A 13,539-nucleotide genomic window follows, 5' to 3' on the forward strand; every position below is an offset into this window, starting at 1 on the left:
GTGGGCCGGGGGCCGGGCCGCGGACGAGGGTGGCTAGATCCAGGAGCGCAGCCACATGCGCGAGTGCCACTGGTCGTAGGAGATGACCCACCCGCTCCACACCGGGTAGAAGTAGAAGCCCGCCGCGACGATGAGCGCCACCACGGCGCTCACAGCGATGATCGCCTTGCGCCGGCCCCGTGCGTCGAGCTCGGGCGGCCCGACGATGAGGCTGAGCACGTAGGCCAGCGTCATGGCGATCCAGGGCACGAACACCACCGAGTAGAACGTGAAGATGGTCCGGTGCGGGTACTGGAACCACGGCAGCCAGCCGGCGGCGATGCCGGAGAGCACCGCCGCGGCGCGCCAGTCCCGGTACCGCACCAGCCACACCGCGGCGACGAGGATCGCGGCGGCGGCGGCCCACCACAGCAGGGGGTTGCCCAGCGCGACGATCGGCTGCGAGCAGCTCGTGGAGCCGCACGCGTCCAGGGCCTCCTGCCCGCTCAGCCCGGAGATGCTGCTCGGGTAGTAGAACGACGTCGGCCGCCACTGCACGATCCAGCCCAGCGGGTGCGCGGCGTAGTCGTGGGGCGTGTCCAGGCCCGTGTGGAAGTCCCACATGTCGCGGTGGTACTTCCACAGCGAGCGCAGCGACTCGGGCAGCCACTGCACGCCCTGACCCGGGTTCTCCGCCGCCCACTGCCTTCCCCACGCGCCCGGGTGCGTGAACCACGTGGCCCAGGACGCCAGGTAGACCGCGAACGCGCCGCCCACCAGCACCACGCCGGCGACGATCCCGTCCTTGACCGCTCCCGCGACCGCCCACAGGTCCACGCCGACGATCCGCCGCGCGGCCATGTCCCAGGCGACCGTGAGCAGCCCGAGCACCGCGATGAAGTAGATGCCCGACCACTTGGTGCCGCACGCGAGCCCGAGCATGACGGCCGCCACCACGCGCCACCAGCGCATGCCGAGCCCGGGGCCCCACCCCAGGTCCCTGCCCTCGTCGATCCAGGCCGCGGTCCGTGCCGCCAGCCGCCTGCGGGCCTGCTCGCGATCGAGCACCAGCGCGCCGAACGCCGCGAGCACGAAGAACATGAGGAAGCCGTCGAGCAGGCTGATGCGGGACATGACGATCGCCTGGCCGTCGAGCGCGAAGAACAGCGCCGCCACCGTGCCCCACGCCGTCGACGCGAAGAGCCGGCGAGCGATCCGCCCCACCATGAGCACCGCGACGGTGCCGAACAGCGCCGCGGACAGCCGCCAGGCCGTCGAGCTCTCCATGCCGCCGCCCAGGTGCATGCCGAGCGCGATGAGCCACTTGCCCACCAGCGGATGCACCACGTACTCGGCGTCCGTCCGCAGGCCGCTGGGGTCGCCGGCCTCGAACTGCGGGTTGGAGTTGTCGTCCCAGTTCGCCTCGTAGCCGTTCTGCAGGAGCGACCAGGCGTCCTTGACGTAGTAGGTCTCGTCGAACACGAGCTGGTGCGGTGTGCCCAGGTGCAGGAAGCGCATGATCCCGCCGAGCACCATGACGGCCAGCGGCAGGGCCCAGCCGAGGATGCGCGCCGCCCGGGTGGAGTCGAGCCGCAGCGCGGCATCGCCCAGCAGCCGGCGCAGCAGGCGGTCGTGCGTGCTCTCGGCGCGATCGTCGTCGTGGGGCGCCGTCGCGACGAGGGTGTCCGTGCCGTCGTCGGCGGCCTCGGCGTCGGTCTCGCCCAGCTCGGGCCAGGACCGCGCGGCGCTGCCCGTCAGCGCGTCGCGGCCCGCGGGCTCGACGGCCTCGCCGGCACGGTCGTCGGCCGGCCGCGCGCTCGGTGCGGCCGCAGCGGCGGGCGACTCCGCGCCGGGCGTCGCGCCCACCTCGCCGCGCGACTCCGTCCCGGACGTCGCGCCCGCCGGGGTGGGCGGCGGGCCGTCGGCGTCGGGCGCGGCGGGGACGTCGTCGTCGGTGGCAGGCGGCACGCCCGTCATCGTAGGGGCGGGAAGCCCCGAACTCCCCGAACTCCGGCTGGGGACCCCGTGTGGGACTGGCGGGCGGCCGAAGAGCGGGATGGGAGGGTAGGCGGGTGGAACAGCAGCGTGGACGGCTCGTGCTGGCGGCGACGCCCATCGGCAACGCGGAGGATGCCTCGGCGCACCTGCGGCGGCTGCTGGCCGAGGCCGACGTGGTGGCGGCCGAGGACACCCGGCGGCTGCGCGCGCTCGCGGCTCGGCTGGGCGTGACCGTCGGCGGGCGCGTGGTCAGCTACTACGAGCACAACGAGGCGGCCCGGGCCGAAGAGCTGCTCGAGGTGGTGGACGGCGGCGGGACCGTGGTCGTCGTCACCGACGCCGGCATGCCCTCGGTCTCCGACCCCGGCTTCCGCCTCGTCGCGGCGGCCGTGCGCGCGGGCGTGACCGTGACGTCGGCGCCCGGCCCCAGCGCCGTGCTGACCGCGCTCGCGCTCTCCGGGCTTCCGACCGACCGGTTCTGCTTCGAGGGCTTCCCGCCGCGCAAGGCCGGCGAGCGTGCGCGCGCGCTGGCCGACCTGGCCGACGAGCGCCGCACCATGGTGTTCTTCGAGGCGCCGCACCGCGTGGGCGAGCTGCTCGCGGCCATGGCCGAGGCCTTCGGTCCCGAGCGTCCCGCGGCGGTGTGCCGCGAGCTGACCAAGACCTACGAGGAGGTGCTGCGCGACTCGCTCGCGAACCTCGTGACGTGGGCGCAGGGCACGGAGGTCCGCGGCGAGATCGTCGTGGTCGTGGCCGGGTCCGAGCGCCCCCAGGCCTCGACGGCCGACCTCGTCGCGGAGGTGCTCGCCCGAGCGGACGCGGGGGAGCGGCTCAAGGAGGCCGTCGCGGACGTGGCGTCGGCCGCCGGCGTGGCCAAGCGCGACCTGTACGCCGCGGCCCTGGCGGCGCGGGCGCGCTGACCGGCGGGCCGGGACGCCTCCGGCGCGGGGCGGCGCGCGGGCCGGGACCCCCTCCGGCTAGAGGCTCGTCGACGTCGTCAGGGTGACGCCCGCGGCCCGCAGCTCCTCACGCGCCGCGGCGCCCAGCTCGGGGGTGACCGGCACGGTCAGGTCGGTCAGCACCCGCGTGTCCAGACCCAGGGCGTGCGCGTCGAGCGCCGTGGCCCGCACGCAGTGCGACTCCGCGATGCCGACCACGTCCACGGCCGTGATCCCCTCGGCGGCGAGGATCGCCGCCAGCGGGCGCCCCTGCGCGTCAGTGCCCTCGAAGCCCGAGTACGCCGCCGCGTACGCGCCCTTGCGCACGCTCGCGTCCGGTCCGAGCTCCGAGAGCGCGGGGTGCAGCTCGGCCTCCGCCGTGCCGGCCACGCCGTGCGGCGGCCAGGTGTCGACGAAGTCCGGGGTGTCGCTGAAGTGCTCGCCCGGGTCGACGTGCCAGTCCTGGGTGGTGACCACCAGGGCGTACCGGTCGCGGCGCGCCGCCGCGTGCTCGGCGATCGCCCGGGCCACCGCGTTCCCGCCGGCGACCGCGAGCGCGCCCCCCTCGCAGAACGTGGGCTGCACGTCCACGACGACCAGTGCGCGGTGCTCGCTCATGAGCCCAGGGTGGCACGCGCGCGCCCGACGTGTTGGGCTGGGGCATGCCTCGCACGCTGGTCGTCGCCGCGGTTGCTGCCGCCACCGCCGTCGCCCTGCTCGCCGGGTGCACCGACGACGGCGCGGACGTCGCGGACCCGACGACGCCCGCGGCGCCTGCACCGTCGCCCAGCCCGACCGAGACCGCCGCGCCGTCGCCCACCCCGACCGCGGCGACCCCGAGGTCCACCCCGACCTTCTCGGCGGGTCCGGCCAGGGTGTCCGTCACGCACGAGGACGTTGTCGCGACGGACCTCGACGTGCCGTGGGGGATCGCCTTCCTGCCGTCGGGTGACGCGGTCGTGACGCTGCGCGACGAGAAGAAGCTGGTCCTGGTCTCCGCCGACGGCGACGTGCGCCCGGTGACGGGCCCCGGGGCCGACCAGCTCGACGAGCTCGTCCGGCCCGACGGCGAGGCCGGCCTGCTGGGTGTGGCGGTGCTGGGCAGCGACGACGACGGCGTCGACCTCGCGCTGTACGCGACCGCGGCCGACGACAACCGCGTGCTGCGCGCGACGCTCACCGGAGCGCGGCTCGGGACGGTGACGCCCCTGCTGACCGGGATCGCGAAGGCCGGCAACCACGACGGCGGACGCCTCGCGGTGGGTCCCGACGGCTTCCTCTACGTCACCACGGGCGACGCCAGCAACCGGCCCGACGCGCAGGACAAGGACTCGCTCAACGGCAAGATCCTGCGGATCACGGCGGACGGTGACCCCGCTCCGGGCAACCCCTTCGACGGGTCGCCCGTGTGGTCGCTGGGGCACCGCAACGTGCAGGGCCTGGGCTGGGCCGCCGACGGGCGGATGTTCGCCTCGGAGTTCGGGCAGAACACGTGGGACGAGCTCAACCTCATCGAGCCCGGGCGCAACTACGGCTGGCCCGTCGTCGAGGGCATCGGCCGGCAGAAGGGCTACACGGACCCGCTGCGCCAGTGGGCCACGTCCGACGCCTCGCCCAGCGGGCTCGCGGTGACGGACGAGGGCGTCTACCTCGCGGGCCTTCGAGGCCAGCGCCTGTGGCGGGCGCCGCTGCGCGCGGACGGGGTCGGCAAGCCGCAGGCGCTCCTCACGGACCGGGGTCGGTTGCGCGCGGTGGCGCTCGCCCCGGACGGCTCCCTCTGGGTGCTGACGAACAACACCGACGGGCGGGGCTCGCCGCGCGACGGTGACGACCGCATCGTGCGCATCACGGTGGGCTGACCCCGCGGGCACCTAGGATCGGCGCATGTCTCGCATCCTGTCCGCCGTCGCGTGGCCCTACGCCAACGGCCCCCGCCACATCGGTCACGTCGCCGGGTTCGGCGTCCCCTCGGACGTGTTCTCCCGGTACATGCGTATGGCGGGCCACGACGTGCTGATGGTCTCGGGCACGGACGAGCACGGGACCCCCATCCTGGTGCAGGCCGAGCAGGAGGGCGTCGGCCCGCAGGAGCTCGCGGACCGCTACAACCGCGTCATCGTCGAGGACCTCGCCCAGCTGGGCCTGTCCTACGACCTGTTCACGCGCACCACCACGCGCAACCACTACGCCGTGGTGCAGGAGATGTTCCGCACGGTGCACAAGAATGGCTACATGGTCGAGCAGTCGACCATGGGCGCGATCAGCCCGAGCACGGGGCGCACGCTGCCCGACCGGTACATCGAGGGCACGTGCCCCATCTGCGGGTACGACGGCGCGCGCGGCGACCAGTGCGACAACTGCGGCAACCAGCTCGACGCGATCGACCTCATCAACCCGCACAGCCGCATCAACGGCGAGACGCCGAAGTTCGTCGAGTCGACCCACTTCTTCCTGGACCTGCCGGCGTTCGCGAGCGCGCTCGAGGCGTGGCTCAAGGGTCGCCAGGGCTGGCGCCCCAACGTCCTGAAGTTCTCGCTCAACCTCATCGACGACATGCGCCCGCGAGCGATGACGCGCGACATCGACTGGGGCATCCCGGTGCCGCTCGCCGGCTGGGAGGACAACCCGAACAAGCGGCTCTACGTCTGGTTCGACGCCGTGATCGGGTACCTGTCCGCATCCATCGAGTGGGCGCGGCGCACGGGCGACGACGACGCGTGGCGCCCGTTCTGGAACGACCCCGAGGCCCTGAGCTACTACTTCATGGGCAAGGACAACATCACGTTCCACTCCCAGATCTGGCCCGCCGAGCTCATGGGCTACGACGGTCGCGGCGACAAGGGCGGTGCGCCGGGCCCGTACGGCACGCTGCAGCTGCCCACCGAGGTCGTCTCGAGCGAGTACCTCAACGTCGCGGGCCAGCAGTTCAGCTCGTCGCGCGGGGTGGTCATCTACGTCCGCGACATGCTGAGCCGGTACCAGCCGGACGCGCTGCGCTACTACCTGTCGGTGGCCGGGCCCGAGACGCAGGACGTGGACTTCACGTGGGCCGAGTTCAAGCGGCGCACCAACGACGAGCTCGTCGCGGGCTGGGGCAACCTGGTCAACCGCACCGCGAGCATGATCGCGAAGAACTTCGGGGAGATCCCGGCCGCCGGCGAGCTGCAGCCCGTGGACCGCGCGCTGCTCGCGACGACGGGCGAGGCGTTCGGGTCGGTCGGCGACCTGCTGGGCGGGCACCGCAACCGCGCAGCCATCGGCGAGGCCATGCGCGTGGTGCAGGAGGCCAACCGGTACATCTCGGAGACCGAGCCCTGGAAGCTCTCGGGCGACCGGGAGCGGCTCGGCACGGTGCTCAACACGGCCGCGCAGGCCGTCTCCGACGCCAACACGCTGCTCGCGCCGTTCCTGCCGTTCGCCGCGCAGAAGGTGCACGAGACGTTCGGGCGCACGGGCACGTTCGCGCCGCAGCCGCGGATCGACGAGGTCACCGACCTGGACGACGACTCGCGCACCTACCCGATCATCACCGGCGACTACAGCGGCACGCCGCGGTTCGCCTCCGTGCCGGTGGTCGCGGGGACGCCCGTCGGCAAGCCGACCCCCGTGTTCACCAAGCTCGACGACGACATCGTCGAGCAGGAGATCGAGCGCGCGACGAAGGGCTGACACGTGGCCCGCACGCGCGAGCGCGGCTGGCCGGCGACACCGGAGCCGCTGCCGGTGCCGGTCGTCGACAACCACACCCACCTGGACACGGTGGTGGAGTGGGTCGCCGACGGGTGGGAGCAGGGTTCCGCGGCCGGGACGACGACCCTCGAGCAGCAGCTCGAGCGGGCGGCTGCCGTCGGCGTCACGCGCATGGTCCAGGTGGGGTGCGACCTGGACGCGGTGAGGTGGACGGACCGGGTCGTGCGCGCACACCCCGAGCTGCTGGGGGCCGTCGCGATCCATCCCAACGAGGCCGTCCTGCACGCGGGTGTGCACGAGGTGGCGCCGGACGGGCTCGACCCGGACCCGCAGCCGCGGCACGCGTCGTCGCTCGACGACGCGGTCGACGCGGTGATGCAGGCCGCCCGCGCGAACCCGCGCATCCGGGCGATCGGTGAGACCGGGCTCGACCACTTCCGCGCCGGGCCGAGGGGGCGTGCAGTGCAGCGCGACGCGTTCCGCGCGCACGTCGCGCTCGCCAAGGAGCTCGACCTGGCCCTGCAGATCCACGACCGCGACGCGCACGACGAGGTCGTGGAGGTCCTGCTCAACGACGGCGCTCCCGAGCGCACCGTCTTCCACTGCTTCTCGGGTGGCCCCGCGCTGGCCCAGGTCGCCGCCGAGCAGGGGTGGTACTGCTCGTTCGCCGGTCCGGTGAGCTTCGGGGCCAACGGCGAGCTCCGGGCGGCCCTGCGCGAGCTGCCCGCGGAGCTCGTGCTGGTCGAGACCGACGCGCCCTACCTCACGGTGCACCCGTTCCGTGGCCGCCCGAACGCCCCGTACCTGCTGCCGGGGACCGTGCGGGTGGTCGCGGACGAGCTCGGGCTGGACCTCGAGAGCGCGTGCCGCAGGATCTCGGTGAACTCGGAGGCCGTGTACGGCACCTGGTGACCGACACGCCGCCCGACACGCCGGTGCGCGCGACGCAGACGGGTGAGTGCGGCCCGCGGTGTCCGATCTCGGGTTCCTGCTCCGGTCACGGATCGGTTACGGTCTGACGATGCTTCGGGCGGGACGAACCCGCCGGGACGGCGAGAGGACACGCGTGAGGGACGGCGAGCAGGGCGCGGGGACGCGCACCGCCGCGCGCCGCCGGCGCCGCGGCACCCTCGTCGCGCAGGCCGCCGTCCTCGCCGTCGTGGCAGGCGCGACCAGCGCCTTCGCCGTGATGCACAAGCAGGTCACCGTCGACGTCGACGGCAGGCTCGTCCAGGTCGAGGGCTTCGGGCGCACCGTCGGCTCGGTGCTGGCCGGAGCCGAGATCGAGGTCGGTGCCGGTGACCTCGTCGCGCCCTCGCTGCACGACAGCGTGACCCAGGGCGAGCAGATCGTCGTCCGCCACGGCCGCAACCTTGAGCTCGTTGTCGACGGCGAGCCGCAGACGGTGTGGACCACGGCGCTGACCGTCGGCGAGGCCGTCGAGGGCATGGGCCTGCGCGACGGCGACGTGCGGCTGTCGGCATCCCGGTCGGCGCCGCTGGGCCGCGAGGCGCTGCGCGTCTCCACCCAGAAGACGATCCACCTGGTGGTCGACGGGCAGATCATCGACGGGGTCAGCAGCGCGCCCACGGTGCGCGACGCGCTCAAGGACATCGGCCTGGTGCTCAACGAGGGAGACGAGGTGTCGGTGCCGCTGGACGCGACGGCCGTCGACGGCCTGGCCGTGCTCGTGACCCGCGCGCAGACCGACGCCGAGACGCGCACCGAGGCCGTCAAGTTCGCCACCGAGGAGATCGAGGACCCCGGCCTGGCCAAGGGCACCAAGGTCATCGTCACCAAGGGCAAGGCCGGCATCCGCACCACCACGTACCAGCTCGACTCCGTCGGCGGCGTCGTCACCGGGCGGCAGGCACTCTCGTCGGTCGTCACCACGAAGCCCGTGACGCAGGTGGTCCACGTCGGCACGATGGTGCTGCCGGATCCCACGGACATCAAGGTGGCACCCGGCAGCGCCCAGGAGATCGCCCGTGGACTCGCCGCCGCGCGCGGGTGGGGCGACGACCAGTTCGCCTGCCTGGTCCCGCTGTGGACGCACGAGAGCGGCTGGCGGGTCAACGCCGAGAACCGGTCGTCGGGCGCCTACGGCATCCCGCAGGCCCTGCCCGGGACCAAGATGGCCTCGGTGGGGGCCGACTGGCGCACCAACCCGGTCACGCAGATCACCTGGGGCCTGAACTACATCAAGAGCCGGTACAAGACCCCCTGCGGGGCCTGGTCGTCTTTCCAGGCGCAGGGCTGGTACTGACCAACGCTTGACCGGAGGGCTCGGAGCGGAGTCCGCCGCAGAGTTGGCACGTCGGTCACGATTCGGTTACGGTCGCGTGTCGCTCCTGACGGATTCGCCTCATTGGTCGTCCTGAACCCGTCGCCGGAGCGGACGGCCCCGGGCTGAGCCCGGGCGCCGAGACGGCCGGATCGGGGATCCGGAACCGACGGGGACGCCTCCCTCCAGGCGTCCGCCGGCCCGCAGCACCGGGGCCGCCGCCGGGTGTGCCGGGATCGGCACGCGCTCCGCACCCCGTGCCCGGGCACCTCGACGGCTGGAGCCCCGTGCAGTTCACGACCCGCATCCTCGGTCCCTTCACGCGCAAGCGACCCTCCGACAACGAGCAGGGGGACCGCCGATCCGGTCGTCGCACCCTGCCCATCGTGGCCGGTGCCACGGTGCTCGTCCTCGCCGGCGGCACGGCCGCCTACGCGCAGGTGCACAAGACCGTCCAGCTGGACGTGGACGGACAGGTCCGCAACGTCGGCACCTTCGCCGGCTCGGTGGACGCCCTGCTGGCGGACGAGGGCGTGCGGGTAGGTGCCCGCGACGCCGTCTCCGCGACCGGCGGGCTGTCCGAGGGCCAGGACGTGGTCGTGCGGCACGCGCACCAGATCACCGTCGCCGAGGACGGCGTGCACCGGTCCGTCTGGACCACGGCGCTCACGGCCGACGAGGCGCTCGACACGCTCGCCGCGCGCGACGCGTCGGTGTCGCTCGTCGCGTCGCGCAGCTCGGGCGGCCGCGCCGACCTGCCGCTGGACCTCGTGCTGCACGGGTCGGTGGACGTGCTGGTCGACGGCAAGACCCTCACCGGGCAGGACGCCGAGGCGTCCGTGGGCCAGGTGCTGGGCGAGCTCGATGTGACCCTCGCGCCGCTCGACCGCGTCTCCGTGCGCCAGAGCGAGACCGGCCGCGTCGAGGTCGTCGTCAACCGGGTGGTCGTCGCCGAGAAGACGACGCACAAGAGGGTCGGCTTCGACTCGACGACGAAGAAGGACGCCTCGCGCTACGAGGGCACCAAGGTCGTCACCACCGAGGGCAAGAAGGGCCGGCGGACCATCGTCACCCGCGTCACCACGGTGGACGGCAAGGTGACCGACAGGGTCAAGCTGTCGGACAAGGTCACGCGCAAGCCGGTCGACGAGGTCGTCGCGATCGGCACCAAGGAGCGCCCGGTCGTCGTCGTCCCCGAGACCACCCGCTCGAGCTCGAGCTCGGGCTCCGGCTCCTCCTCGTCCGGCCCCATCAAGGCGGGCGGCAAGGCCGACTCCCTCAACTGGGCCGCGCTCGCCGCGTGCGAGTCGGGCGGCAACCCCCGCATCGTGTCGTCCAACGGGCTGTACCACGGGCTCTACCAGTTCTCGGTGAGCACCTGGCACGCGGTCGGCGGCGCGGGCGTCCCGTCGCAGGCCAGCGCCTCGGAGCAGACCGCTCGGGCCAAGATGCTCTACAACCGCTCGGGTGCCGGTCAGTGGCCCGTGTGCGGCAAGCGCCTCTTCTCCTGACGCACACGCCCGACGCACCACGTCCGACGCCCGCCGCTCGCTCCGAGCGGCGGGCGTCGTCGTCTTCTCGCATAGGCTCGGGCGCATGTCGACGAACGCCCTGCTCGGGCCCACGGAGATCCGTGAGCTGGCTGCCCGGGCCGGCATCCGCCCCACCAAGCAGCTGGGGCAGAACTTCGTCCTCGACGGCGGGACCGTGCGCAAGATCGTGCGCCAGGCGGACGTCGAGCCGGGCGACCGGGTGGTCGAGGTGGGCCCCGGGCTGGGCTCCTTGACGCTCGGCCTGCTCGAGGCGGGCGCGGACGTGACCGCGGTGGAGATCGACCCCGTGCTGGCGCGCCTGCTGCCCGAGACCGTCTCCCGGCACGTGCCCGACCTGACCACGACGACCGAGGGCGATGCCGTCGTGCTGCGGGACCCGGCGGGGCGTGCCCGGCTCACGCTCGTCACGGCCGACGCGCTCGACGTCACCGCACTCCCGGGCGAGCGGCCCGTCGCCTTCGTCGCCAACCTGCCCTACAACGTCTCGGTGCCGGTGCTGCTGACCTTCCTCGAGCGGTTCGACTCGATCGAGCGCGGTCTGGTCATGGTGCAGGCCGAGGTCGCGGACCGGCTCGCCGCGCCGCCCGGCAGTCGCACCTACGGGGTCCCGTCCGCCAAGGCGGCCTGGTACGCCGCCACGCGGCGCACCTCGACCATCGGGCGGTCCGTGTTCTGGCCCGTGCCCAACGTCGACTCGGCGCTGGTGCGCTTCGACCGGCGCGAGCCGCCGTCGACGACCGCGTCGCGGGCCGAGGTGTTCGCGGTGGTCGACGCGGCGTTCGCCCAGCGCCGCAAGATGCTCCGCTCGGCCCTCGCGCCCTTGGCCGGCTCGGCGGACGCCGCCGTGGCCGCGATCGAGGGCGCGGGCGTGGACCCGCAGGCGCGCGGGGAGCGCGTGGACATCGTCGGGTTCGCGCGCATCGCCGAGCGCCTGGCGAGTGGTGCCCCCCGGTTGTCTGGCAGGGTGGAAGCGTGACGTTGACCCCCGTGGAGCCGCTGCCCGAGCACGAGGTCCGGGTGCGAGCCCCAGGGAAGGTCAACCTCTCGCTGCGCGTCGGCGCGCGCCAGGAGGACGGGTACCACCCGCTGAGCACCGTGTTCCAGGCCGTGTCGGTGTACGAGGAGGTCGTGGCGACGCCGTCCGACGCGCGCACCGTGACCCTGTCGGGCGTGCAGGCGGAGCTGGTGCCGACCGACGCGAGCAACTTGGCGCTGCGGGCGGTCGAGGTGCTCGCGCGCCACACCGGGATCGACGACGGCGTGCACCTGCACCTCGACAAGGGCGTCCCCGTCGCGGGCGGCATGGCGGGCGGCTCGGCCGACGCCGCCGCGGCGCTCGTGGCGTGCGACGCCCTGTGGCACACGGGGCTGTCCCGGCCGGAGCTCATCGAGCTCGCCGCGGAGGTGGGCTCCGACGTGCCCTTCATCCTCATGGGCCACACTGCCGTGGGCCAGGGCCGTGGTCACCTGCTCACGCCGGCGCTCACGCGCGGCGAGTTCCACTGGGCGTTCGCCGTGCAGGACCGCGGGCTGTCGACGAGTGCGGTCTACGCCGCGTTCGACGAGGTGCACGGCGGCTCGCTGGGCGGGCCCGACCCCGAGCTGGACGTGCCGCTCATGCAGGCGCTGCGTGCCGGGGACCCCCGTGCTCTCGGTGCCGCGCTGCACAACGACCTGCAGGTCGCCTCGCTCGAGCTCGACCCGCTGCTGGCCGAGCCGCTCACGGTGGCCACCGACGCGGGAGCCCTGGGGGTCGTCGTGTCGGGCTCGGGGCCCACGGTCGCCGCGCTCGGGCGCAGCCGGCAGCACGCGCTCGCGCTCGCGGCCGCGTTCACCGCGTCGGGCGTCGCCGACCGGGTGCTGACCGCGACGGGTCCGGTGTCCGGCGCACGGGTGCTCGCCGCCGACTGACCGCGGTCGCGGGCCGCCCTTCCGCGGGCAGGCGTGCCCGCGTCACCCGGTGGCTCACCCGCCACGCAGAGGCGAATCCTGCCGAGCCCAGACGTGCCCGCGCGCGCGGACGCGCCGCGCAGCACCGCGACATCGAGTTCGCTCACCCCTTGACATCCCGACGCGCGGGGCAATACTTAAGCACATGCTTAACAATCTGGACGAGGTGTTCGGTGCCTTGTCCGACGCGAGCCGTCGCGCCATGGTCGAACGCCTGGTGCGTGGTCCCGCATCCGTCAGCCAGCTCGCCGAGCCCTTCGCGATGAGCCTGCCGGGCGTCGTCCAGCACCTCGCGGTGCTCGAGGCCGCCGGGATCGTCAGCTCGCACAAGACCGGCCGCGTGCGCACCGTGCAGCTCGTGCCCGGCGGCCTCGGCCCCGCGACCGCGTGGATCGGCCGCCAGCGGCTGCCCGCCGAGGCCCGGCTCGACCGCCTCTCCGTTCACCTGTCACCTCCGGAGGACCTCTCATGACCACGCTCACCGACCGCTTCACCCAGCACGCCACCTTCGTCGTCGAGCGCACCTACCCCGTGCCGGTCGAGCGCGTGTGGGCCGCGCACGCCGACAACGCCCAGCGCGTGCAGTGGTTCGGCGCCGAGGACTCGTTCGTCGCGACCGAGGACACCCAGGACTTCCGCGTGGGCGGGCGGACCGTGAACGACGGCCGCTGGCACGACGGCCCGACCAGCCGCTACGTGTCCACGTACACGGACATCGTCGAGAACCGCCGCATCGTCAACACCTACGACATGTGGGTGGACGGGGAGCACCTGTCCACGTCGATCGCCACCACCGAGCTCGAGCCTGTCGACGGCGGCACGCGGCTGACCTACACCGAGCAGGGCGTCTACTTCGACGTGCTCGACCACGCCCCCCAGCGCGAGCAGGGCTGCGCCGGGATCCTCGACGCCCTCGGCGCGTTCCTGACGCGCTGACGCCACGCGCAGCGCGCAGGCCACGCCCGGCACGCGCCACGCCCGGCTCGTCCGCCCCGCCCGGCTCGTCCGACGCGTCCGGCTCGTCGCCCGATCGCTTCGCCGATTCCGCACCGATCCGCCGATTCGAATCGGCGGATCGGTGCTGGATCGGCGAAGTGACGGCCCCGGGCGGCGACGGGGATCCGGCCGGAGGCGGGTAGCCTCGGAG

The 13,539-nt window shown here is 73.7% G+C and carries 12 protein-coding genes; 10 read left to right on the plus strand and 2 right to left on the minus strand.

What is annotated here, in order from left to right; genetic code table 11:
* Positions 1–33: 33 nt before the first annotated feature.
* On the minus strand, positions 34–1,956 hold the full coding sequence (locus QRT05_RS04870; RefSeq protein WP_407650296.1) for a dolichyl-phosphate-mannose--protein mannosyltransferase: 1,923 nt from the start codon (positions 1,954–1,956) through the stop codon (positions 34–36).
* A gap of 95 nt (positions 1,957–2,051) precedes the next feature.
* Between QRT05_RS04870 and rsmI the strand changes: the two genes are divergently transcribed.
* Positions 2,052–2,897, plus strand: a complete 846-nt coding sequence (gene rsmI, locus QRT05_RS04875; RefSeq protein ID WP_289445817.1) for a 16S rRNA (cytidine(1402)-2'-O)-methyltransferase — start codon at positions 2,052–2,054, stop codon at positions 2,895–2,897.
* A gap of 57 nt (positions 2,898–2,954) precedes the next feature.
* Here the strand turns inward: rsmI and QRT05_RS04880 are convergent, their stop codons facing one another.
* Complete coding sequence (locus tag QRT05_RS04880; protein ID WP_289445818.1) at positions 2,955–3,533, minus strand: isochorismatase family protein; 579 nt, start codon at positions 3,531–3,533, stop codon at positions 2,955–2,957.
* A 44-nt stretch (positions 3,534–3,577) separates the two neighbouring features.
* Between QRT05_RS04880 and QRT05_RS04885 the strand changes: the two genes are divergently transcribed.
* From QRT05_RS04885 to QRT05_RS04925, 9 genes are all read left to right on the plus strand, one after another.
* The gene (locus QRT05_RS04885) at positions 3,578–4,774 is read left to right on the plus strand and encodes a PQQ-dependent sugar dehydrogenase (RefSeq protein WP_289445819.1); all 1,197 of its coding nucleotides are present in this window, start codon (positions 3,578–3,580) and stop codon (positions 4,772–4,774) included.
* A gap of 25 nt (positions 4,775–4,799) precedes the next feature.
* Complete coding sequence (gene metG / locus QRT05_RS04890) at positions 4,800–6,584, plus strand: methionine--tRNA ligase (protein WP_289445820.1); 1,785 nt, start codon at positions 4,800–4,802, stop codon at positions 6,582–6,584.
* Between the two features lie 3 nt (positions 6,585–6,587).
* Positions 6,588–7,517 carry a TatD family hydrolase gene (locus QRT05_RS04895; protein WP_289445821.1) on the plus strand — a complete coding sequence of 310 codons (930 nt, stop codon included), beginning with the start codon at positions 6,588–6,590 and terminating at the stop codon, positions 7,515–7,517.
* A 154-nt stretch (positions 7,518–7,671) separates the two neighbouring features.
* Entirely contained in the window at positions 7,672–8,871 is a 1,200-nt protein-coding gene (locus tag QRT05_RS04900) for an aggregation-promoting factor C-terminal-like domain-containing protein (RefSeq protein ID WP_289445822.1), read from the plus strand.
* A gap of 305 nt (positions 8,872–9,176) precedes the next feature.
* A complete protein-coding gene (locus QRT05_RS04905) occupies positions 9,177–10,400 on the plus strand; it encodes a resuscitation-promoting factor (protein WP_289445823.1) in 1,224 nt (407 codons plus the stop codon).
* Positions 10,401–10,485: 85 nt separating this feature from the next.
* A complete protein-coding gene (gene rsmA / locus QRT05_RS04910; RefSeq protein WP_289445824.1) occupies positions 10,486–11,418 on the plus strand; it encodes a 16S rRNA (adenine(1518)-N(6)/adenine(1519)-N(6))-dimethyltransferase RsmA in 933 nt (310 codons plus the stop codon).
* The gene (locus tag QRT05_RS04915) at positions 11,415–12,353 is read left to right on the plus strand and encodes a 4-(cytidine 5'-diphospho)-2-C-methyl-D-erythritol kinase (RefSeq protein WP_289445825.1); all 939 of its coding nucleotides are present in this window, start codon (positions 11,415–11,417) and stop codon (positions 12,351–12,353) included. The genes rsmA and QRT05_RS04915 overlap by 4 nt, the downstream gene beginning before the upstream one ends.
* Before the next feature lie 184 nt (positions 12,354–12,537).
* Positions 12,538–12,864 carry an ArsR/SmtB family transcription factor gene (locus QRT05_RS04920; protein ID WP_289445826.1) on the plus strand — a complete coding sequence of 109 codons (327 nt, stop codon included), beginning with the start codon at positions 12,538–12,540 and terminating at the stop codon, positions 12,862–12,864.
* Positions 12,861–13,328, plus strand: a complete 468-nt coding sequence (locus tag QRT05_RS04925; protein ID WP_289445827.1) for an SRPBCC family protein — start codon at positions 12,861–12,863, stop codon at positions 13,326–13,328. The genes QRT05_RS04920 and QRT05_RS04925 overlap by 4 nt, the downstream gene beginning before the upstream one ends.
* The last annotated feature ends 211 nt before the right edge of the window (positions 13,329–13,539 follow it).

It is taken from the genome of Cellulomonas edaphi (assembly GCF_030362815.1).
Taxonomy (GTDB): domain Bacteria; phylum Actinomycetota; class Actinomycetes; order Actinomycetales; family Cellulomonadaceae; genus Cellulomonas; species Cellulomonas edaphi.

Excerpts from the sequence above, each read along its gene's own strand:
- QRT05_RS04920 (WP_289445826.1), top strand. The coding sequence starts at position 12,538 with ATGCTTAACAATCTGGACGAGGTGTTCGGTGCCTTGTCCGACGCGAGC.
- metG (WP_289445820.1), top strand. The coding sequence starts at position 4,800 with ATGTCTCGCATCCTGTCCGCCGTCGCGTGGCCCTACGCCAACGGCCCC.
- QRT05_RS04880 (WP_289445818.1), bottom strand. The coding sequence starts at position 3,533 with ATGAGCGAGCACCGCGCACTGGTCGTCGTGGACGTGCAGCCCACGTTC.
- rsmA (WP_289445824.1), top strand. The coding sequence starts at position 10,486 with ATGTCGACGAACGCCCTGCTCGGGCCCACGGAGATCCGTGAGCTGGCT.
- QRT05_RS04885 (WP_289445819.1), top strand. The coding sequence starts at position 3,578 with ATGCCTCGCACGCTGGTCGTCGCCGCGGTTGCTGCCGCCACCGCCGTC.
- QRT05_RS04925 (WP_289445827.1), top strand. The coding sequence starts at position 12,861 with ATGACCACGCTCACCGACCGCTTCACCCAGCACGCCACCTTCGTCGTC.
- QRT05_RS04870 (WP_407650296.1), bottom strand. The coding sequence starts at position 1,956 with ATGACGGGCGTGCCGCCTGCCACCGACGACGACGTCCCCGCCGCGCCC.